The following is a 22,658-nucleotide window of genomic DNA, read 5'->3' on the forward strand; positions in this document are numbered from 1 at the left end:
AAAATGACAAATTTTTGACGGTAAACACGGGGGTGTTTTTACTCTAGCCAAGGCGAGCAACATCATGAAATGAATAAAAATTATTGAAATCATGCCATTTAGGCATACTTATCCGCCAACTGTGCCAGACTTATTTCAATAACGTTTTTCTCCCTGTTCGGAACAGCGGTTCCGCTTATGGCGGAGTCGCCAATGTCCTGGATTAAGTCGCGGTATCGGTAGGCATTTTTCCGGCGCTGACGTAATATCTGTTTACATATGTCTGACAGGAGGTTTGCATGCTTACTTTTATTCCCATCGTGATCGTCGTCGCGCTGATTGTGGTGTTCGCCGGCGTCAAAATTGTGCCGCAGGGGTTCCAATGGACGGTAGAACGCTTCGGCCGCTATACCAAGACGCTGATGCCGGGCCTGAACCTGGTGGTGCCGTTCATGGACCGCATCGGCCGCAAAATCAACATGATGGAGCAGGTGCTGGATATCCCCTCGCAGGAAGTGATTTCCCGCGATAACGCCAACGTCGCCATCGACGCGGTGTGCTTTATCCAGGTGGTCGACCCGGCGCGCGCCGCCTACGAGGTCAGCAACCTCGAACAGGCGATCGTCAACCTGACCATGACCAACTTCCGCACCGTGCTCGGCTCGATGGAGCTGGACGAAATGCTGTCGCAGCGCGACAGCATCAACAGCCGCCTGTTGCACATCGTCGATGAAGCGACCAACCCTTGGGGGGTGAAGATCACCCGTATCGAGATCCGCGACGTGCGGCCGCCGGCGGAGCTGATCGCCTCGATGAACGCCCAGATGAAGGCTGAGCGCACCAAGCGCGCCGACATCCTGGAGGCGGAAGGGGTGCGTCAGGCGGCCATTCTGCGCGCCGAGGGTGAGAAACAATCGCAGATCCTGAAGGCTGAGGGCGAACGCCAGTCGGCATTCCTGCAGGCGGAAGCGCGTGAACGCGCCGCCGAGGCCGAGGCGCGCGCCACCCAGTTGGTGTCCGACGCCATCGCCAGCGGCAACATTCAGGCGGTGAACTACTTCGTGGCGCAGAAATACACCGACGCGCTGCAAAAGATCGGTTCTTCCAACAACAGCAAAGTGGTGATGATGCCGCTGGACGCCAGCAGCCTGCTCGGCTCGATCGGCGGCATTACCGAACTGCTGAAAGAAAGCAAAGGCAAATAATCATGCTCGAACTGATCGCGGCGAATCCGCTGTGGTTTTGGCTCTCCCTCGGGGGCGTGTTGCTGGCGGCGGAAATGCTCGGCGCCGGCGGCTACCTGCTGTGGAGCGGCGTGGCGGCGCTGTTGGTCGGCGTCCTGATCTGGCTGCTTCCGCAACTTTCCTGGGCGTGGCAAAGCGCGACCTTCGCCGTCCTGACCGTCGTCGTCGCTTACCTGTGGTGGTACTGGCTGCGCCGGCGCCCGGCGGCCGCATCCGGCGGGTCGCCGGTGCTCAACCAGCGCAACCGCCAGCTGATCGGCACCCGCGCCACGCTGACGGAACCGATGCACAACGGCATGGGCCGCATCAATATCGGCGACAGCAGCTGGCGCGCGCAGGCGGCGGAAGATCTGCCTGCCGGCACTGAAGTGGAAGTGGTGGCGGTGGAAGGGGTCACGCTGGTGATCCGCGCCATCAGCCGTTAATTCGAACGACAGCATCCCGCCAGATTATTGATGATGGGGCACTCCGCCCCCTCGTCGCCCGGACATTGTTCCGCCAGCGTCAACAGGCGTTGGCGCATTTCTCCCAGTTCGCTGATGTGCCTTTCGATCTCCGCCACCTTCTGCAGCGTGCGCGCCTTCACGTCGGCGCTGTGGCGGGCCGGATCGTTGAATAACGCCACCAGCTCACGGCACTCGTCCAGGTTGAAGCCCACCTGCCGCGCCTGGCGCAGCAGCGTCAGCTCTTCAACGTGCCTGGCGGAATAATGGCGATAACCGTTATCGCTGCGGATCGGGGCGGTAATCAGCGCTTTCTCCTCGTAAAAACGAATCGTCTTGCTGGTTAACCCGGTCTTTTTCGCGACGTCGCTAATATTCATTTTTTCCTCCGGAATGCTCCTGCTCATCTCCTATCTTAAGCCGCTTTCCGCCACTCACCAAGCCTCAACGCCCTACCGTCGATATCGATGAGAAACCGATAACCACATCCAAAAGATAGATACTTCACCTGCAAAGTATTCACCAAAAAACAATAGATAATCTAACCTATTAAAATTTGATCAAATTAAGATTTTTATTATATGTAAATTTTTGTGTATAAATAACACAAAATAAAACACAATTAAAACAACAAAATAAAAACACAAATTAACAAAATTGTAATAATAGACCACACAAATAAACATTTATTTACATTTACCATTACTTTGCCTGTTTGAGTTTTGGCCACCTCCAAACTAGAAATATTAGCTAATTTAATCTCTCAACCCAATGGCGGAGTTCGTCATGGATTTTAACTTATCAAGTGAGCAGCAGGCTCTAAGCGAATCCGCTCAGCGTTTTGCCCGCGAGGTGCTGGATCAGGATGCGCATGCTCGGCTTTCACGGCAGGTATTAAGCCTGGATTTGTGGCGACAAGCCGCCGCCTATGGTTTTACCCGAGCCCCCGTGACGACCGCGTTCGGCGGATTGGGCATGAATGCGCTCGATACTGCACTGATGATTGAGGCGCTGGGTAAAGGCAGCCGCGACATCGGCATGTCCTTCTCGCTCTGCGCCCATCTGTGCGCCTGCGTGATCCCGCTTTCCCGCTTCGGTTCCGAGGCATTAAAAGCGCGCTATCTCGAAGCGTTGGCGGCCGGAAAACTGATCGCGGCGAATGCGGCGACAGAGCCGGACGCCGGTTCCGATATTTATGCCATGAAATCAACCGCTCAACCCTGTGAAGGCGGCTACCGGCTCAACGGAAACAAAATTTTCATCACCAACGCGCCGATTGCCGACATCTTCATCGTCTATGCGAAAACCCATCCCGAACATGGCTTTATGGGCGTGTCCGCATTTGTGCTCGAGAAAGGGATGCCAGGCTTAAACGTAGGCGCCGTCAGCCCGAAAGATTGCCTCTCCAACTGCCCGTGGAGCGAACTGACCTTCAACGACGTCTTCATCCCAGAGGCCCAACGGCTCGGTATGCCGGGCGCCGGCGGCGCCATCTTCCACGATTCAATGATCTGGGAAAAGGGCTGCCTGTCGGCTCTGTTTATCGGCGCAATGGAGCGCGTGTTCGACAGCGCGCTGGACTATGCCAAACAACGCCGACAATTCGGCAAAGCGATCGGCCAATTTCAGTCCGTCTCCAACCGCATCATCGAGATGAAACTGCGTCTGGAACAGTGTCGGCTAATGCTCTACCGCGCCTGTTGGAAGCACGATCGGGGCCAGGATGCCGAGATCGACATCGCCATGAGCAAACTGTTGATTTCCGAATATGCCGTGCAGTCCGCGCTGGACGCGATTCAAATCTTCGGCGGAGCCGGCATGGATCAAGAACTCGGTCTGGTGCGCCACTTGCTGAACGTGATCCCCAGCCGGATCTTCTCCGGCACCAACGAGATACAAAAAGAAATTGTCGCCCGCAAGCTGGGTCTGCGGGGAGGCGCATGATGATCGTTCAACGCGTTTTTGCCGTGCTCTATATGTTGGCCGGCCTGGCGAAAGCCTTCCCTCAGTTGGAAAACGTCGCCGATATTCTGCAGCAGGCGGCCGTGGCGAACCAGGGCACCTGGTACGCCGGGGCGACGGCTTGGTTGGCGGCGCAGGGTACGGTGGTTAACGCGCTGATCGGCGTGGCGCTGTTTGCCTCCGGTGCGGTCTTGATGTTCAACCCGCGTTGGACGCCATTGATCATCTACTGCCAGCTGCTGATGATGGCGGGATTTGTCACGATCCTGCACCGCGCCCAGCCGCAGGTCATGTTGCTCGATGCGATTTTCGCGCTGGCGGCGCTGTACATGCTGCGTCAGCAGCACCACCGCAAACCCAAGCCGCGCACGTTCCCCACGCGCGACTTTTCCACGCCCACGCCGGCGGCAGGCGGCCCGGTAACCCCCGCGCTGGACGGCGAGTATGACGTGGTGATCATCGGCGGCGGCGTCTCCGGTTTGGCCGCGGCCAGCGAACTGACCGATCGCCGGGTTTTGGTTCTGGAAAAAAGCGCCTCCTTCGGCGGCAACGCCCGCTACAGTACGGTGAACCGCCTGAAATTTCCTATCGCCGGCGTCTGCTTCCAGGAACCGCTGCCGAATTCTTTCATGGCGCAACTGCTGAAGAAAATCGGTCTGAGCGGCGTATATAAATCCAATGAAAAGGACACGCTGGTATTTTTCGACACCGTCTTGCTGCTCCGCTGCCTGGGTGAAGTCGTCGTCGGTTTTATCAAACAACCGGTCTACCTGCTTAAACCGGCCGTCTGGCGCCTGACGGGACAACTATTCCTGCATGCCTTGATCGGTAAACCTTATGTTATCGCGGCAAAACAGCTGGGCGATCCGATCTTTGCCGATCTGTACGCCTTCCTGGATACCTTCTCGCCGCGCGGCGAGCGGTATCCCAGCCTGCCCTGGACGCCGCAGAGCGCCTGGAGCAAAACGAATATGGCGCTGCTCGACACTATCCCGCTGTACACTTATCTGTTCGAACCGCACAAACTGGATCAGATACCGACGGATCTGCGGCCACCGAGAAAATTCGGCAAGCTGGTAGAGAATGCCGTCAGCACCACGCTGCGCGTGGAATGTCTCGATATTCGCGAAGTCTCCGCCTATGTCGGATTGCACTTCCTGGTGGGGTATTTACGCGGCAATCTGGTCACGCTGCCGGGCGGTAACGGCAGCATCAGCGCCGGGCTGCTCGACTATCTTGAGGAACAAAACAACGTCAGGCTGCAAAGCCGCGTACAGCTTCAAAGCATCACGCCCGGCGGCGACGAAACGGTGATCCGGTTCAGCGTCAATGGTGCGACCAGCGAAATCAGAGCCAAACAAGTGATCTGGGCCGCCCCCAAAACGCATGTGCCCACCTGGTTGCCCACCCTGCCCAAAGAGCAATTGGCGGCGATCCGCCAGATCCGCCATGAAGATTACTACCTGGCTAACGTGCTGTTGAAAAAACCGATCCTCGAACGCTCGTTCGGCGGCTATCTGATCGAGCCGGAAAACACCCGCACACCTTACTATTGGAGCAAAGCCGGCACCTGCCTGGTCGCCAATTGGATGGACAATCACCTCAGCGCGGAAGCCGGGGTATTAACCCTGCTCAAACCGACCACTCGCCCAGAGCGGCAAGGTCGCACCGCGCAAAACGAGTTCCCGGCGCTGCAGCAACAGACCTATGTCGAAATCGCCAAAGTGCTGGGCAACATGGGCATTGACGCCGACATCATTGAAGACATTCAAATCTGGTTCTGGCCCGCGGGTCTGGTGACCTCGGTCGCCGGGCAACAGGCCCAGGGCGTGTTTCACCAGGCCAGCAGGCCGTTTGAGAATATTCACTTCGCCAATCAGGACAGCGTGGGCATCGGTAATATCGAAAGCGCGGTGTTAGCCGGACTGAACGCCGCCAAAGCGGTGAGAGAACGCCTCGCAATGCCCGTTACGCCTGCGGAGGTGATGTCATGAATCCTACCCTGGTGGTTGAACTTTCCGGCGATAAAACGCTGGAACCCCATCGCCTGGGCGGCAAAGCCCATTCGTTGAATCATTTGATTCAGGCGGGCTTGCCGGTGCCGCCGGCGTTTTGCATCACCGCGCAGGCTTACCGGCAGTTTATCGAATTCGCCGTGCCGGGAGCGCTGCTCGACACGGGCGCACCGGGCAACGTGCGCGATATGATTTTGAGCGCCGCTATCCCCGCCCCGCTCGATCTGGCGATCCGTCACGCCTGCAAACAGTTGGGCGACGGCGCCTCGCTCGCCGTGCGCTCTTCGGCGCTGGAAGAAGACGGCCTGACCCACTCTTTCGCCGGGCAATACGACACTTACCTGCACGTGCGCGGGGATGACGAGGTGGTGCGCAAGGTGCAATCCTGCTGGGCGTCGCTCTGGGCGGAACGCGCCGCCCAGTATAGCCGGACATCGGCGGCGCAGAGCGATATCGCCGTCGTCTTGCAAATCATGGTGGATGCAGACGCCGCCGGCGTCATGTTTACCCAAGATCCGCTGACAGGCGATGCCAACCACATCGTCATCGACAGCTGCTGGGGGCTGGGGGAAGGCGTGGTATCCGGACAAGTCACCACCGACAGCTTCATTTTGGATAAGGCGAGCGGCGAGATCCGCGAGCGGCAAATTCGTCACAAACCGCACTATTGCCAACGCGATCCGCAGGGACGGGTCACGCTGCTGCAAACGCCCGAAGCCAGGCGAGACGCCCCCAGCTTAACCCCGGAACAGCTGCAACAGCTTGCCAGGCTGGCCCGGCAAACGCGGATGATTTACGGCACGGAACTGGATATCGAATGGGCGGTGAAAGACGATCGCGTGTGGCTCCTGCAGGCGCGGCCGATCACCACGCAGGCCAAACCGGTTCAGATGCTTTACGCCAACCCGTGGGAAAGCGATCCGACGATCAAGGAACGGGCCTTTTTCTCCCGAATGGACACCGGCGAGATCGTCACCGGCTTGATGACGCCGCTGGGGCTGTCGTTTTGCCAGTTCTACCAAAAGCATATTCATGGCCCGGCGATCAAAACCATGGGGCTGGCGGATATCGGCGATTGGCAGATTTATATGGGGTATTTGCAAGGCTACGTCTATCTGAATATCTCCGGATCGGCCTACATGCTCCGCCAATGCCCGCCCACCCGCGACGAAATGAAGTTCACGACCCGCTACGCCACCGCCGATATCGATTTCAGCGGGTACAAAAACCCCTATGGCCCCGGCGTACAGGGATGGGCTTATCTCAAGAGCGCCTGGCATTGGCTGAAACAGCAGAGGCATAACCTGCGCAGCGCCGGCGCGACCGTCGATGCCATGATCGCCCTGCGCCAGCGCGAGACGCGCCGCTTTCTGGCGCTGGATCTGACGACCATGACACATCAGGAACTGGAGCGAGAACTCAGCCGCATCGACGGTTACTTCCTCGACAGCTGCGCCGCCTATATGCCCTTCTTCCTTCAGTCGTTCGCGCTCTACGATGCGCTGGCGCTGACCTGCGAACGTTATCTCAAAGGCCGCGGCAACGGATTGCAAAATCGCATCAAGGCGTCGATGAACAACCTACGCACCATCGAAGTCACGCTGGGCATTCTCAGCCTGGTGGAGACGGTCAATCGTCAACCGGCGTTGAAGGCCCTGTTCGAGCGACACAGCGCACAGGAACTGGTCACCGTCCTGCCCACCGCTCCCGAATCGCGCGCCTTCTGGCAAAGCGACTTCAGCGCCTTCCTGTTCGAGTTCGGCGCCCGTGGCCGCCAGGAGTTCGAATTGAGTCTTCCGCGCTGGAACGACGATCCCAGCTACCTGCTGCAAGTGATGAAAATGTATCTGCAACATCCGGTGGATCTGCACACGAAACTGCGGGAAACAGAGCGGCTGCGCCATGAAGACAGCGCGACGCTGCTTAAAGCGATGCCCTGGTTTGGCCGGATGAAGCTGAAGTTCATCACCAAACTGTATGGCGTGATGGCCGAACGCCGCGAAGCGACCCGACCAACCTTCGTCACCGAAACCTGGTTCTACCGCCGCATCATGCTGGAAGTGCTGCGGCGCCTGGAGGCGCAAGGCCTGGTCAAACCGGCCGATCTGCCCTATGTGGACTTCGAGCGCTTCCGCGCGTTTATGGCGGGGGAACAGTCGGCGCAGGAAGCGTTCGCCGCCGATCTGATCGAGCGCAATCGCCACCAGCATCTGCTGAACCTGCATGCGGAAGAGCCGCCGATGGCGATCGTCGGGGGGTATCAGCCCAGGATGAAAGCCCCCACGGCGGAAAACGCCGCCGGCATGCTGTCCGGCCTGGCGGCCAGCCCCGGCAAAGTGGTGGCGAAAGCGCGCGTCATCACCGACCTGCTGGCGCAGGCCGGCGAGCTGCAGCCCAACGAAATCCTGGTGGCGCGCTTTACCGACGCCAGCTGGACCCCGCTCTTCGCGCTGGCGGCGGGCATCGTCACCGATATCGGCTCTGCGCTGTCCCACAGCTGCATCGTCGCACGCGAATTCGGCATCCCCGCGGCGGTCAATCTCAAGAACGCCACCCAGTTGATCAACAGCGGCGACACCTTGATTCTCGACGGCGACAGCGGGACGGTCATTATTCAACGCGGAGAACGTGCCGATGGCTAGTCAGCACCACATCCGGCGAAGGTAAACCATCCGCCTGAACACAGCACAATTCAACGAAGGTGATGCGCGCGGCAACCGCCGCCTGCAGAGACCGTCGCGGGCTTTGTCGTGCCGAATTTGCCCGCCTGGCTGAAGCCGTCACTCCATTTTGGCTGCACAAGGAACTCATCATGACGACCCTGACAGGACAAGCAAGACTCACCAACTCCGCCGCCTACGAGCAAGTGTGGCAAGCGGAGCGCCAGGCCTGCCGCACCGACGCGGATCCCGACACCCTGACGGTCGGCGTGGTGGTGGTGACGCGCAACCCGGCGTTTTTCCAAACCGGGCTTAGCGTACTGAACGATATCCGCGATTATGTTTTCAACCGCGTGCATATCCAGTCCGAGATGCCGCTGAAACTGTTGGATCTGGCGGCGGACTCGCTTTATCTGGCCGCGCGCGAAAAGGCGCTGCACTTTCTCAAAGGCCAAAACAAGGCTATCAACGTTCGCATCATCCAATGCGCCAGCCTGGCCGAGGCCACCGGCAAGATCATCTATACGCATGCGCTGGAACAGCGTCCCGAATTTCATTTGGGCATGCTGTTCTACGATCAGACCACGCCGGCCGGCGTCGATGACAGCATCGAACAGATCGATCGCGATCTGGACGCCTTTTATAGCGCCTTGCAGCGCAGCGGCATTCCCGCGTTTTACACCACCTTCTCCACCGTTGCGTTCATTCGCCAGCTGCGATCGCCCTTCCGCTACCTGCCGCAGCAATACCGCGAAATCGTGCGCAGCGAAGATCCGGCGATCTTCCAAACCGAGCTGTTGTGCCTGTGGATGGACTTCTTCGAGATGAACTACACCAACCGCCGGGTCAAGCCGATCGGCGCGCTGGCGCTGCACAACACGCTGGGTGAGCAGCTGATTCAATTTTTCGAGCGTACCGCCGCCGAACGCTGGCTGGTGTCCTATTACACCGGGTCGATCATCTCCAATCTGATCGGCTATCTGGATCGGCATGCGGAGGCGCGCGGCGCGCTGATCCTGCGCGGCCCTAACGAACACGCCATCGCCTGCGGCGCCATGGCCAACTGGCAGCTGTATCGCATGCCGTTCCTCGGCGTAGTGACCTCCGGGATGATGGATGAATTCAAGGGTACGCTGGCCAACCTCAAGGAAACCGCCGCCCAGGGCATCATCGTCGCGGCGGAAAACCGTGGCAATCAGTGGTACAGCTTCCAGGGAACGCTGACGCCGACGGAGGACATGCGCGAAGTGCTTATCGCCCGCCGCATCCCGTTCGTTTATATCGATGACGTCGAAATGATCGGCGCCGGCTTGACGGAAGCCTTCCGCCTTTATCATCAAGGCCAGGGGCCGGTGGTGATTCTGGCGACGCAAAACGTGCTGGAGTCGACCCTGTCGCTGGAGGGCGCCGTCTGCGATCCCTCGCCGATCCCGGTTCTGTCGGCGGACGATCCGCTGCCGATGAGCGAAAGCCTGGCACAGGCGATAGCGCTGATCAACCGCGGGCCGGAACGGCTGGTGTGGCAGTTGGGCCCGGTCAGCGACGACGAATACGCCCTGATCCATGACATCGCCGACGCCGCCGGCATCGCCCTGGTGGACTCGTTGGCCCATCCCGGCTCGGCGCCGAAATATTATCAGGGCCGGCGCAATCCCCACTACCTGGGCACCCTGGCGATTTACGGCTATAGCCCGCGCGTCTACAACTTCCTGCACACCAATGACAAGCTCAACGCCATGAGCGAGCAGAGCCTGTTTATGATCAAAAGCCGCGTCGCTCAGATCACCACCCCCTTCTCCGACGGCAGGCTGGAGCGCAAGGTTCATCTGGTGCAGCTCACGCACGATGATCGCCATCTGTCGCCCTATGCCGATCTGCACCTGCACATGAACTGTCTGGCGTTCCTGCGCACGGTGAAAGCGCATCTCGACGTCGATCCGGCATTGCGGGAAAGACGCCGCGCGTTGATCGCCGCCTATCTCGATTCGCCTTCCGACGTGGTCAGCCAGCTTCCCAGTCTGCCCATGTCGGCCAACTACTTCTTCTGCCAGTTGAACCGAGTGATTGAAGAGTTGATCGAAACGGAGGGCTTCGATTTTACCGGCGTATATGACGTCGGCCGGTGCGGCATCTCCGCCGCGCGCAACGTCGCCAAAACGCGCCGCGGCTTTTCCGGCTGGTATGGTCGCGCCCTGATGGGCGACGCTCTGCTGGCCACCGGCTACCTGGCTTACACCAGCCCAAGCCACGTGATGGCGTTTATCGGCGACGGCGCTAAAGGGATCGTACCGGACATCCTGCCGGCTTTTATCGACAACATTCTCACCCATCCGCAGTTGCTGAATAAAAGCATCACCGTCTTCTATTTATGCAACGGCGGTCTGTCCGTCATCAATACCTATCAGGAACGCATTCTGTTCAATCGCACCTCGCGGCAAATGCGGTTGGTGAACGTCGAACAGCCGGACGTCGAACAAACGGTCAATAACTTCCATATCCAGAGCAAAACGCTTACGCATTTCGACGAAGACGTCATTCGCCAGGCGCTGACCACCCCGCACCGACTCAATCTGTTCTCCGTGGTGCTGGGACACAACAATGAAGGCGACGGTATCTCGCTGGCCACCGCCAAAGGCTGGCAGCGCGATCCGAGCGACCACGACGCCCTGCAGGAGCGCAAAGCCTGGGCAGCCCAACAGCCCGAATCGACCAGCACCGCCTTCGACCAAGATCCTACACAGGAAGCCACCTCATGAAATTCGGATTCATCGCTCATCCCACCTCGCTGGGGTTGAAACGTTACGTCAAAATGCTCGATCTGCTGCAACGCAACTCGACCGAGCAGCACAGCGGCTATACGCGTGAACTGTGGGAACGACAAAACCTGGTTCCCTTTATGAACTTCGCCAGGATCACCTCGGCGACCGGCGCCACTTGCGAAGGGGTGATCAAATACATGCCGCTGGTGGCGGATGAGATGCTGGCCGACGCACGCGGTATCGCCGCCAGGGTGGTCCAAGGCATCGAAGAGCTGGCCGGCGATGGCGCCGAACTGGTCGGTCTCGGCGGTTTTACCTCTATCGTTGGGCGACGCGGCGAAGCCACCGCGGAAAAGTCGCCGGTGCCGGTCACCTCCGGCAACTCGCTGACCACCTACGCCGGCTACAAGGCCTTGATGCAGATCCAGTCCTGGCTGGAAATTCGCCCGGAGGAGGAACCCGTCGCCATCGTCGGCTATCCGGGGTCGATCTGCCTGGCGCTAAGCCGTCTGCTGCTGGCGCACGGTTTCTCTCTCCATTTGCTGCACCGCGCCGGCAACCATGATCGCAGCGAACTGCTCAGCCATTTGCCCGAGGAGTATCACTCGCGCGTCACCCTGACCAGCGATCCCGAAGATCTCTACCCGCGCTGCAAACTGTTTGCCGCCGCGACCTCCGCCGGCGGCGTGATCGACCCCGCCAGACTGCAACCCGGTTCGATCTTCATCGACGTGGCGCTGCCGCGCGATATCGCTTCGGAAACGCGCCCGGCGCGGGATGACATTCTGATCATCGACGGCGGCTGCGTCACCGCCACCGATGCGGTCAAGTTAGGTGGAGAATCGCTCAACGTCACCATCAAGCAACAATTGAACGGCTGCATGGCGGAAACCATTGTGCTGGCGCTGGAAAACCGGCGGGAAAACTTTTCGCTGGGCCGCTATCTGGCGCCGGAAAAAGTGCTGGAGATCGGTGAAATCGCCGAGCGCCACGGGTTCTTCGCCTATCCGCTGGCCTCGTACGGCGAGCGCATCGATCGGCAGAGCGTGACCAATCTCAAGCGCTACTACCACCATGACATCTATGCCGGGGAACCGGCTGATGCGGCGCTACCCGCATCGCGCCTGGCGTTTATCGATGCGGTCATCGCCCAAACGCCGGCCAGGGAAGACACCCTCGACCGCTATCATCAATACATCAACCCCATGATGGTGGACTTCCTCAAGTTGCAGCGCTGCGACAACGTTTTCCGCAGCGCCGCCGGCACCCAGTTGTATGACGATGCGGGCGAGGCTTTCCTGGACATGGTGGCGGGCTACGGGTGCCTAAACCTGGGCCACAACCCGCAGCCAGTGGTCAACGCGCTGAAAAACTACCTCGACGCTCAAGGCCCCAACTTCATTCAATACATTTCCATTCCCGAACAGACCGCCAAGCTGGCCGAAGTGCTCTGTCGTCTGGCGCCGGGCAACATGGGCCGGGTGTTCTTCAGCAACTCCGGCACCGAAGCCGTCGAGGCCGCGATGAAGATCGCCAAGGCCTCGACGGGCAAGCCGGGCATCGCCTATCTGCGCAACAGTTACCACGGTAAAACGCTGGGCGCGTTGTCCATCACCGGACGAGACAAACACCGCCGCTATTTCACACCGCTGCTGGACGCGATGGTGGAAGTGCCGTTCGGCGATCTCGCCGCGCTGCGGGAAGCGCTGAACCGTGAAGACGTCGGCGCGCTGATGATCGAACCGATCCAGGGCGAAGGCGGCGTACATATCCCGCCCGCCGGTTACCTGCAGGCGGTGCAGCAGCTCTGCCGCGAGACCGGCGTGCTGCTGATGGTGGACGAAGTGCAAACCGGGCTTGGGCGCACCGGCAAACTTTTCGCCTGCGAATGGGACGGTATCGAGCCGGACGTGCTGATGCTGTCGAAATCCCTGTCCGGCGGCCTGATCCCCATCGGCGCCACGCTGTGCCGAACCGATCTTTGGCAAAAAGCCTATGGCACGGCGGACCGCTTCCTGGTGCACAGCTCCACCTACGGCGGCGGCAACCTCGCCTCGGTCGTCGCCCTCAGCGCGCTGCGCGAGATCCTGGCGCAGGATTTGGTCGGCCATGCCGAACGGATGGGCGCCTACTTTAAGCAGGCACTGAGCGAGATCGCCGCCCGCTATCCGTTCGTCAGCGAAGTGCGCGGCCGCGGCCTGATGCTGGGGATCCAGTTCGATCAGGCGTTCACCGGCGCGGTCAACGCCTCCGCCCGCGAATTCGCCACCCGGCTGCCGGGCGATTGGCACACCACCTGGAAATTCTTGCCCGATCCGGTGCAAGCCCATCTGCGGGCGGCGATGGATCGCATGGAACAGGCGCTCGGCGAAATGTTCTGCATGAAATTCGTCACCAAGCTGTGCCAGGACCACAAGATCCTGACCTTCATTACCGCCAACAGCTCGACGGTGATCCGTATTCAACCCCCGCTCATCATCAGCAAAGCCGAGATCGACCGTTTCGTCGGCGCCTTTGCCACGGTGTGCGAGGAACTCTCCACCTTTTTAGACTAGGGAGCCAGCAATGCCTTTAACCAAGCAAGATGCCGTCAATCAGATGATGGGCTTTTTCCAGGCCAAGGCGCTGACCGCCGCGCTGGCGCTGAAGCTGTTCGATCAGCTGCGCGATCGGGACGCCGACGCGGCGCACATCGCCGCGCGGCTTGACTGCCCGGCGCGTTCCACCGAGCAGTTGCTCATCGCGCTGCGGGCCATGGGGTATCTCGACCAACGAGACGGCCTTTATCATTTGCCCGCCGCCCACCGGGCTTTTCTGTTGAGCGACGAACCCCAGTGGCTGGGATGGCTGGGCCGCCACATCGATACCTTCCTGTATCCGCTGTGGGGCGAGCTGAAAACGGCGGTGCGAAACGATGCCCACCAGCGCCGCACGGTCTTCGGCGATGACCGCAGTTGGTTCGACATCCTGTACCAAAATCCGGACGACGTGGCGGACTTCCAGGAATTTCTCGGTAAATTCGCCGCGCCCTTTATCGCCGGCTTTGTTCGCGATTACGACTTCTCGCAACACCGTGCGTTTTTGGACATCGGCAGCGGGATCGGCAGCCTGCCGATGGCGATCGCCGACGCTTATCCGGGGATCGCACTCGCGATCTGCGAACTGCCGCAGGCCTCGGCGTTCTTGCGCGACAAGCTGACGCTGCAAGGCTATGGCGAACGCATTGACGTCGTGGAGGGCGATGTCATCAGCGGCGATCTGCCGATCGGCGGCTATGACCTGATCCACCTGGGATGGATGCTGCACGACTACGCCCCGGAAACTCAACTGACCATCCTGCGCAACATCTATCGGGCGATGCCGGCCGGCGGCCGCTTCATCGCTTCCGAAACGCCGCTGAACGAAGACAAATCAGGGCCGGAATTTACTGCCCTGCTGTCGCTGAACATGCTGGTCTCCACCGACGGCGGCATAGAGAGCAGCGCGCAGGAATACCTGGACAGATTCCGTCTGGCGGGATTCAGCAACGCGCGCATCATGAAAATAGCCGGCCCACGCACCCTGATCGTCGGCGAAAAATAACCAGTTAGCAACGGGAGCTCGCAATGTTAGAAAGCAAATTGATCCAGCATATCGCCACCCAGTATCTGGATGGCGATCACGACGGCCTGAATGCTCAAACCCCGCTGTTTGAACTGAACGTCGTCGATTCCGCCTCCATTTTCGATCTGGTGGATTTTCTGCGTCAGGAGTCTCATGTCGCCATCGGCATGCATGAGATCCATCCGGCGAACTTCGCCTCGGTGCAGGCGATGGTCGCGCTGGTGCAACGGTTGCAAGCGCAAGTCGCCGCAGGGGGTGTCGCATGAGCGTTCACGCCGTCGATAGCGCCGCAAACGCGCATGAAGCCGTCCGGCAGTCGGTGCTGCACACCTTCGCCCGGCTGACCGAGTACGAACCGTCGGCACTGGCCCTGACCAGCCATCTGGAAAACGATTTGGGCGTCGACTCCATCGCGCTGGCGGAAATTGCCATGGTGCTGAACCGTCAGTTCCAATTAAATACGCCGCTGGCGATCCAGGAGATCAAAACCATTCAGGATGCGCTCGACGGTATTTTGCAGCGCGGTTTCACGCTGCCGACGCCGAACGCCGCCGCGCAACCTGCCCCCGAGACGCCTCAGGCCTGGTTGAGCGCTCTCGTGCGCCAGGTGTTCGCCACCCACAGCGGATATGAAGTGCGTGATCTGTCCCCCGACGCCGCCATCGAAGGCGACCTGGGCATCGACTCCGTAGCGGTGGTGATGGCGCGCAACGAGTTGCTCAAAACGCTGGGCCTGGACGATAACGCAGCGCTGGCGGAGTGCCGCACGCTGGCTGAGCTGGAGCACAACCTGGCGGCGCGGCTGGTTCAGGAACAGGGTGAAGCGTGGTTCAGCCGCTTTGGCCAGCACACCGCCGCGTCCGCCGCGCCGCAGCCCACCAAGGCGCCCGCATCGCCGGACGCGCGCGATGAGCTCGGCGATCCGCGCACCATGCGGGACTTCGTCGGCATCGAGCACCCGGATTTGTTCCATAAAACGCGTGAATTCGGCGCTTTTTATCGCGATAAAAAACAGCGTCAGCTTTACTGGTACGGCATGCCGCTTGAAACGCCGTGCAAAAACCGCGCGGTCATGTTCGACGAGGTCACCGGCAAAAGCCGCGAATTTCTGATGTTCGGCTCCAACAGCTATCTGGGATTGTCGAACCATCCGGAAGTGATCCACGCCATCCAGGACGCCGCTGGCCTGTACGGCGCCACCAACACCGGGTGCCGCATCATCGCCGGCAGCAACGTGCTGCATCTGGAATTGGAGCGCAAACTGGCCAAGCTCAAAGGGCGCGAAGATTGCATCGTCTATCCGTCCGGCTACTCGGCCAACCTGGGATGCATCTCGGCTCTGACCAGCCGACACGACCTGGTGTTCACCGACGCCATCAACCACATGAGCATCCAGGACGGCTGCAAGTTGGCGGGCGCGCAGCGGAAAATTTATGACCACTCTTTGACCAGCCTTGAGAAATCGCTGGCCAAATACGCCGATCACCCCGGCGGCAAGCTGATCGTCACCGATGGCGTTTTCAGCATGCACGGCGATATCGTCGATCTGCCACGCCTGATGAAGCTGGCCGAACGCTACGGCGCACGCGTATTGGTCGACGACGCGCACGCGACCGGCGTCTTGGGCAAAACCGGCTCGGGCACGGCGGAACACTTCAATATGAAAGGCCAGGTGGATCTCGAACTGGGCACCATGAGCAAGGCGCTGTCGGGGTTAGGCGGCTTCGTTTGCGCCGATGGCGAAGTGGTCGAATACCTGCGTTTCTACTCCAACTCCTATGTTTTCGCCGCCACCATCCCCGCCGCAGTCGCCGCCGGCGTGATCGCCTCCATCGACGTGATGCTGCGTGAACCCGAGCGGCTGACCAAGCTGTGGGACAACATCTACTACTTCCGCACGCTGCTGCTTAACGCCGGTTTTGACCTTGAGCATTCCGACTCGGCCATCATTCCGGTGGTGGTGGGCGACGACGCCAAAACGCTGCTGTTCGGCCGCGCCGTCCGGGCGCGCGGGCTATTCTGTCAGACCGTGGTCTTCCCGGGCGTCAGCGTGGGTGACGCCCGCTTACGCATCAGCGTGACCAGTGAACACACGCGTGAAGATCTGGATGAAGCCTACGCCATTTTGGTGGCGGCGGCGCTGGAGACCGGCGTGCCGGTCAACGGCGATGTCCGACGGGAAGAGCGCGCACGCGCCGCCGAGGTCTGACATCATGGCAACCTTCATTTCACCGATACTGGAGGCCCTGTTCCGGCACGCCCGCCAAGCGCCGGAAAGCACCGCTCTGCTGTGCGACGATCGGCGCTGGAGCTATCGTCGCCTGGCCGATCGCGCCTGCACGATGGCGGCGGCGCTGCGACATACCGGGTTGAAGCAGCAGGCCGTGCTGCTCAACCTGCAGAAAGGGCCCGACGCCGTCGCCGCCATGTACGCGTGTTGGCTGAGCGACAACCACTATGTCCCTATCGATTTCAGCCAACCGACGGCGCGCATCGAACGCATTATCGCCGCCGCCTCACCCGCGCTGATCGTCGATGAGGGCTGGTTGAGCGCGCTCGATGACCGCACCGATCTCGATGGCGCCTGGCCGGAAGCGATCGCCGCGCTCGGCTCTCCCCTCGCCGCCATTCTCTATACTTCAGGCTCCACAGGCACCCCGAAAGGGGTGCAAATCACCCATGACATGCTGACGTTTTTCATCGGCTGGGCCGTCAGCGATACACAACTGACGGCGCGCGACGTGCTGGCCAACCATGCCAGTTTCGCCTTTGATCTGAGCACCTTCGATCTGTTCGCCGGCGTTTGTGCCGGCGCCGCGACCTGGATCGTGCGCGAAGATGAACAGAAAGATTGCCAGGCTCTCGTTCGCGGATTGCAAACGCACGGCGTCACCCTGTGGTATAGCGTGCCTTCGATTTTAGCCATGCTGGAAAAGAGCGCGTTGCTGGCGCCGTCGACGGTGAAAACGCTGCGCCAGGTCACGTTCGCCGGAGAACCTTATCCGGCCGCCGCGCTGAGGCGCCTGGTTGCGCATCTGCCGGCTCGCTGCCGCGTCAGCAATTGGTATGGCCCGACGGAAACCAATGTCTGCACCGCCTACGCGCTGGATCGAACGCAGTTGGCGACGCTGGAGCAGATCCCCATCGGCCATCCGCTGCCCGGCTTGACGGCGCAGTTGGTCGATGAGCAGGGGCGTCTGCAGCCGATTGACGGTACGCCGGGCCGACGCGGAGAATTGCTGATCGGCGGGCGGTGCGTTACCCCCGGCTACAGCAACGTCGCCTCATCGCGGCAAGCGCAATGGCATCCGCGCCAATGCCACGCGACCGGCGACTGGGTGGAGACGACGGCGGATGGGCTGGTCTACCGCGGCCGGCTGGACGACATGGTGAAAATCAACGGCTACCGGGTGGAATTGGGGGAGATAGAATCGATCCTTCATCACCATCCCTCGGTCTGCCAGGCCGCACTGTATGTCGAGCTCGGCGAGCTGAAGCAAAAACTGATCGCCGTGATCACCCTCCATCCCGGCGCGCTCCGCCCTAACCTGCTGGAGCTCAAGCAGTTCCTGCAGCCCAGGCTGCCCGCCTATATGCTCCCCAGCCAACTGGTGGTCGCCGACAGCCTGCCCACCAACGCGAACGGCAAGGTGGACAGAGGACGTTTGTCCGAGGTGAATGCGCGATGAACCAGGAAATTCATGCCGCGCCGCTGGCGCTGGTCGGCATCGGCTGCGCACTGCCCGGCATCGATCGTATCGATCTGTCCAACGGCGCCGCCTGGTCGGCGCTGTTCGACGCCCCGCCGCCGATGCCGTGGAGCGATGCGGCCGCGCCGATCCGCGGCCGCCAGATCGACGACGCCGCGTTTGATTTCAAAAAATTCGCCATCCCGCCGCTGTTTCGACTGGCGGTCAGCCGCGAGACCCGCCTGGCGCTGCAGGCCGCCTCCGCCGCCATGCAGCATCTGACGTTATCCGACGCGTTGCGCGACCGCTGCGATCAATTTTGCGCCACCCATTTGGGCAGTGATGCGGCCTATCGCAACGCCACCAAAATCGGCGCGCTGCGCAGGCTGGCCGAACGGCTTGACGTTCAGGGGCTCTCACCGGCGGCGGTCATGCGCCGGATTGACGATTACAAACAGCCGCTGGCCCAGGCGTTCGGCAGTTCATCCCACGATCGCGTGGGGGAAATGGCCTCCAGCATTCCCGCGCGCATCGCCCATTTCGCCCGCACGCGCGGTAAATGCCAAACCCTCGACGGCGCCGATCTGGGCGGCCTGCGCTTGCTGCAGCTGGCGCAAGACTGTTTTCGCCATGCCGACAGCCGCATGGCGGTGCTGACCGCCGTACAATGCTTCCACCATCAACCTCAGGCGGACATGCTGTTGGCGCAGGGCGTTTCCTCTTCGGCCTGTTGGCTGGAGGGCGCGATCAGCCTGGTCGTTTGCCCGCTGGACGTCGCTCAGGAACAGGGATGGCCAGCGATCGCACATTTGTCGACCCTGATCGCCGAACGGCAGGATGCCGCGCCGAGCGCCGGCTATTTTGCCGGCGCCAATCAGGTTTTCTGCCATCTCCTCGACATGCTGTTGCAACGGCAACAGGCGTGCGCCGGCCACTCGTTCACCGGCTACCGCTGGCGGATCGACGCGGCGTCTCCCCCCTCATTAAAACCGACGGCTTCGCCACGCATCAGCATCATCGACTATCAGCCCATCACCGCGCAGGGGCTGGATAAAGCGCGTTTCTGGCAGGCCTTGCGCAACGGGGAGGACGCCCTGCGCGATCACAGCCCCGAGCAGCTGCACCCCGGCGCCTTCGTGCGACCCACGCCGCAAAAGCTCAGCACCTACACCGCTCACGCCATGTGCTTCCCAACGCACGATCCGGTGCGGCTTGAGCTGACGCGGCCTATGATGCCGGCCAAAAAACAGCGCCTCGACGTCACACAACTGCACGCCCTCAACGGCTGCGCGGCGTGGCCCGACAGCCTGCGACGCTTTGAACGCATCGCCATTATCGTCGCCAGCAACCTGTCTTTGAGCGCCGATCGACAACAGGCCATGCGCGCCCTGTGGCCGGCGTTGCCTCCCGCCGGCGTCGCCCTTTCGCCACCGCCCCAACCCGCGATCAACCGCTGGAGCTGGCATGGCGCCTGCGGCCTCGGCACCGCGCAGCTGTTGGCGCAACAGCTCGGCGTCGAGGCGGACTGCTACGCGGTCGAGGCGGCCTGCGCCAGTTCGCTGGCCGCCTTGCACAATGCGGTCAGGGCGTTACAGGCCGGCCGCTACGATGCGGTGCTCGTCGGCGGCATAGAAACGGCGACGCTCGAACGCGATATGGTGCTGTGCAGCGCGCAGATGATGCTTTCCGCTTCGCGTATGCGACCTTTCGCCCGACAAGCCGACGGTTTTACTCCCGGCGACGGTGGCGGCTTCTTCATTCTGACCGGCCAGGCGACATCGCGGGCCATCGCCACCATCGAAGCGATATCGGGATCTTGCGACAGCTATTCCATGACCGCGCCCGATCCCGAGGGTCAGGCGTTGGCAATCGAAAAAACCCAGAGCCTGAGCGCCGTCGAAGCGCGCCAGATACAGTATCTCGAAGCGCACGGCACCGGCACCGAACTGGGCGATCGGGCAGAAGTCGCGTCATTGCATCAGGGGTATCGCCGCGCCGCGCACGCCCCTTTGTACATCGGTTCGGTGAAGTACAACTTCGGCCACTGTTTCGCCGGCGCCGGCGCGCTTAGCCTGTGCAAAGTGCTGAGCGCTTTCGAACACGGTCAAATCCCGCCCACGCCGGTGGCGACATTGAATGCCGAACTGCCGCTGGCGGCGATCCCGGCCGAAATCCCGCAAGTCGCGCTCGACTGGCCACACGGTGAAGGCGGACGTCGGGCGGCGATCAACGGCTTTGGCACCGGTGGCATCAATTACCATTTGCTTATCCATCAACCCGTTTAAAAAGGCCGCCCAGATGCACATTATCGTCCATAAGATTCGGCTAAAAGACATCGCCCACCGCGCCGCGTTTCGCGACTGGGTGGAGACGACCGATTACCAGGCTTGCCGCCACCTCGATGCGGTACGCGCCTTCGATGTCATCGAAGTCAGCCCTTCGGCGGAGGCGCCGTTTCACTTTATCGAAATCATTCAGCTGAACTCGCTGAAAATGTTCGAGCGCGAGATGCAAACCCCGCTGTTTCAAAGCCTGGTTGAACGCTTTAATCAGTTGGCGGAAGTCGTTGACGAAATCAGCGGAGAACGCATCGCCGATGGTTATCGAGCTTAGCGTGGCGCCGCGTATCGTCATCGCCCTGGGCGGCACCCACCGCTGCGCCGCCGTTCGGGGATTGCGGCATCTGTCGGCGGTGAAAAACCTCGCGCGGGCGCAGGCCGTCGCGCTGCTGAACCGGACATGGTGCCAGGGGCACGCGACCGGCTTTACGCTGCGCCATGAGACGAGTGGACAACCGTTCGGCGAACACCTCCTGCTGGGACGCCGCCACGTTTCCCTCAGCCATTCGCATGCCTGGTACGCCAGCGCCACCGGCGATATCCCGCTCGGCATCGATCTGCAGCATTATCGCCCCTTCTCCGGCGCGGCGCTGCGCTGGGCCTTTAGCGAGGCGGAGCAGCGATTGGGACGCATACAGGCCTGCGCCGTCTGGGCCATTCGCGAAGCATTTTTAAAAAGCCACGGCTGCGGTCTGCCCTACGAATTGCGGACGATCGGCATCGACTGGCGCACCGGGTTGGTCTCAAGCGCCGACGGCAGTTTGGCGAGCAGACGCTTCTGGCTGTGGCGCAGCCTGGACTGGGCATGCGCACTCTGCTTTCCGGCGGAGGAGAGCATGTTGTTCAGAGCGAACGTTACCGTATTTTCCCTGCCCGCCCCTTCCGCTTTCGGAGCCTTATCATGACCCAAGACCTTTTCGCCGCGGCGCTGCAACAGGCCGTGGACATCGCGCGGCAGGCGCCCTCTTCACACAACTGTCAACCCTGGTCTCTCCACTATGACGCCGACGCCCGATGTGGCCGGTTGGCTATCGACCGCCGTCGCGCCTTGCAAAGCCTGCCTTCGCTGGAACGCGAGATGCTGATGAGCTGCGGGATTTTCTTCGAGTACCTCAGCGCGCTGCTCAACTGTGCAGGCTCGCCTCTCGCCTGGCGTTGGGAGAATGGCCCCACGCATTTACTGAGCTTTGCTCCCGCCGCGCCTGCCGCGCCCGATCGCGCCGCCCATCGCCAATTGGCGCAGCTGATCGGCGAGCGGCATACCGCACGGGCGGCCTATCAGCCTACGCCAATCAATGAAGCGCAGCGGATGCAGCTGCAGACCTTGTTCGACGGAACGGCAAGTTCACTCAGTATCGCAGGTGACGAACGCGCTCGCCGTCGGGTCGCGCAGCTCACCGCTCGTCACGCCGCGCTCGATTTCTCGGATCGCCAAGCCTGGCGGGAAACCTATCAATACATCCGCTTCAACGAACGGCAGCCTACCGACGACGGTTTTCACCTGTACCACCTGTTTGGCCCGGTATCCCCAGCATTCAAGCGCTTCTTTCAAGTGGCGTTTCATCCTCGCTTAAGCCGGCTGGCGACCGGGCTGCGCCTGCCGGCTTATATGGCGCAAGGGCTGGCGCAACGCGTCGCGGAAGGCCCGCAATACCTGGCGCTGTGTCTGAACGACGAAAGTGCCGAGCACCTGTTCGCCACCGGCATGCGGCTTGGGCGTCTGTGGCTCACGCTGCAACACTGGGGTTGGGGATTGCATCCGATCAGCGTTCTGGTGCAACACGCCGAGGCACGTCGCGAGCTCGCAGCAACCCTGGCGCTCAGCGCTCCCCCGGTGTTTTTTGCCCGCTTCGGCCACCTGCAACAATGGGGCAGCGCAGCGCCCAGACGCAGTTGGCAAAGCATTTTGACCGCGCCGCCATCCGGCGAATGCGCGCACCCGGGGAACGATTCCCCCTAATCCGC

At 61.1% G+C, this 22,658-nt stretch carries 16 protein-coding genes; 15 read left to right on the plus strand and 1 reads right to left on the minus strand.

Annotated features, from left to right (window positions below; all coding sequences use genetic code 11):
- The first annotated feature begins 278 nt into the window (after positions 1-278).
- The gene (locus tag ACJ8KE_RS12455) at positions 279-1,184 is read left to right on the plus strand and encodes an SPFH domain-containing protein (RefSeq protein ID WP_004940203.1); all 906 of its coding nucleotides are present in this window, start codon (positions 279-281) and stop codon (positions 1,182-1,184) included.
- 2 nt (positions 1,185-1,186) lie between these two features.
- On the plus strand, positions 1,187-1,648 hold the full coding sequence (locus ACJ8KE_RS12460; RefSeq protein ID WP_442517251.1) for an NfeD family protein: 462 nt from the start codon (positions 1,187-1,189) through the stop codon (positions 1,646-1,648).
- Here ACJ8KE_RS12460 and cueR read toward each other — a convergent pair.
- Positions 1,645-2,046 carry a Cu(I)-responsive transcriptional regulator gene (gene cueR / locus ACJ8KE_RS12465; protein ID WP_015376888.1) on the minus strand — a complete coding sequence of 134 codons (402 nt, stop codon included), beginning with the start codon at positions 2,044-2,046 and terminating at the stop codon, positions 1,645-1,647. The two genes, ACJ8KE_RS12460 and cueR, sit on opposite strands and share 4 nt — an antisense overlap.
- Before the next feature lie 406 nt (positions 2,047-2,452).
- On the opposite strand from cueR, the gene ACJ8KE_RS12470 reads away from it, so the two are divergent.
- From ACJ8KE_RS12470 to ACJ8KE_RS12530, 13 genes are all read left to right on the plus strand, one after another.
- A complete protein-coding gene (locus tag ACJ8KE_RS12470; protein ID WP_028128231.1) occupies positions 2,453-3,610 on the plus strand; it encodes an acyl-CoA dehydrogenase family protein in 1,158 nt (385 codons plus the stop codon).
- The gene (locus ACJ8KE_RS12475) at positions 3,607-5,622 is read left to right on the plus strand and encodes a DUF6041 domain-containing protein (protein ID WP_228988480.1); all 2,016 of its coding nucleotides are present in this window, start codon (positions 3,607-3,609) and stop codon (positions 5,620-5,622) included. Before ACJ8KE_RS12470 ends, ACJ8KE_RS12475 begins: the two co-directional genes overlap by 4 nt.
- Entirely contained in the window at positions 5,619-8,285 is a 2,667-nt protein-coding gene (locus ACJ8KE_RS12480; protein WP_016928814.1) for a PEP/pyruvate-binding domain-containing protein, read from the plus strand. Before ACJ8KE_RS12475 ends, ACJ8KE_RS12480 begins: the two co-directional genes overlap by 4 nt.
- A 170-nt stretch (positions 8,286-8,455) precedes the next feature.
- Positions 8,456-11,059 (plus strand): hypothetical protein, encoded by a 2,604-nt coding sequence (locus tag ACJ8KE_RS12485; RefSeq protein ID WP_028128230.1) that lies wholly within the window; start codon positions 8,456-8,458, stop codon positions 11,057-11,059.
- Positions 11,056-13,617 carry an aminotransferase class III-fold pyridoxal phosphate-dependent enzyme gene (locus ACJ8KE_RS12490; RefSeq protein ID WP_016928816.1) on the plus strand — a complete coding sequence of 854 codons (2,562 nt, stop codon included), beginning with the start codon at positions 11,056-11,058 and terminating at the stop codon, positions 13,615-13,617. The genes ACJ8KE_RS12485 and ACJ8KE_RS12490 overlap by 4 nt, the downstream gene beginning before the upstream one ends.
- 10 nt (positions 13,618-13,627) lie before the next feature.
- Positions 13,628-14,644 (plus strand): methyltransferase, encoded by a 1,017-nt coding sequence (locus ACJ8KE_RS12495; RefSeq protein WP_004940222.1) that lies wholly within the window; start codon positions 13,628-13,630, stop codon positions 14,642-14,644.
- Positions 14,645-14,667: 23 nt separating this feature from the next.
- Positions 14,668-14,931 carry an acyl carrier protein gene (locus ACJ8KE_RS12500; RefSeq protein WP_004940224.1) on the plus strand — a complete coding sequence of 88 codons (264 nt, stop codon included), beginning with the start codon at positions 14,668-14,670 and terminating at the stop codon, positions 14,929-14,931.
- Complete coding sequence (locus ACJ8KE_RS12505) at positions 14,928-16,874, plus strand: aminotransferase class I/II-fold pyridoxal phosphate-dependent enzyme (protein ID WP_143778562.1); 1,947 nt, start codon at positions 14,928-14,930, stop codon at positions 16,872-16,874. Before ACJ8KE_RS12500 ends, ACJ8KE_RS12505 begins: the two co-directional genes overlap by 4 nt.
- Before the next feature lie 4 nt (positions 16,875-16,878).
- A complete protein-coding gene (gene pigI, locus ACJ8KE_RS12510) occupies positions 16,879-18,354 on the plus strand; it encodes an L-proline--[L-prolyl-carrier protein] ligase PigI (RefSeq protein ID WP_442517252.1) in 1,476 nt (491 codons plus the stop codon).
- A complete protein-coding gene (locus ACJ8KE_RS12515) occupies positions 18,351-20,639 on the plus strand; it encodes a polyketide synthase (RefSeq protein WP_016928819.1) in 2,289 nt (762 codons plus the stop codon). The genes pigI and ACJ8KE_RS12515 overlap by 4 nt, the downstream gene beginning before the upstream one ends.
- Positions 20,640-20,652: 13 nt before the next feature.
- Positions 20,653-20,967, plus strand: coding sequence for a RedY-like protein (locus ACJ8KE_RS12520; RefSeq protein ID WP_004940233.1), 315 nt, complete (start codon positions 20,653-20,655; stop codon positions 20,965-20,967).
- Complete coding sequence (locus ACJ8KE_RS12525; protein WP_116403947.1) at positions 20,951-21,598, plus strand: 4'-phosphopantetheinyl transferase family protein; 648 nt, start codon at positions 20,951-20,953, stop codon at positions 21,596-21,598. The genes ACJ8KE_RS12520 and ACJ8KE_RS12525 overlap by 17 nt, the downstream gene beginning before the upstream one ends.
- On the plus strand, positions 21,595-22,653 hold the full coding sequence (locus tag ACJ8KE_RS12530; protein ID WP_442517253.1) for a prodigiosin biosynthesis protein PigM: 1,059 nt from the start codon (positions 21,595-21,597) through the stop codon (positions 22,651-22,653). Before ACJ8KE_RS12525 ends, ACJ8KE_RS12530 begins: the two co-directional genes overlap by 4 nt.
- Positions 22,654-22,658 lie beyond the last annotated feature (5 nt).

This window comes from Serratia sp. CY56464, from assembly GCF_052168435.1.
Classification (GTDB): Bacteria; Pseudomonadota; Gammaproteobacteria; order Enterobacterales; family Enterobacteriaceae; genus Serratia; species Serratia marcescens.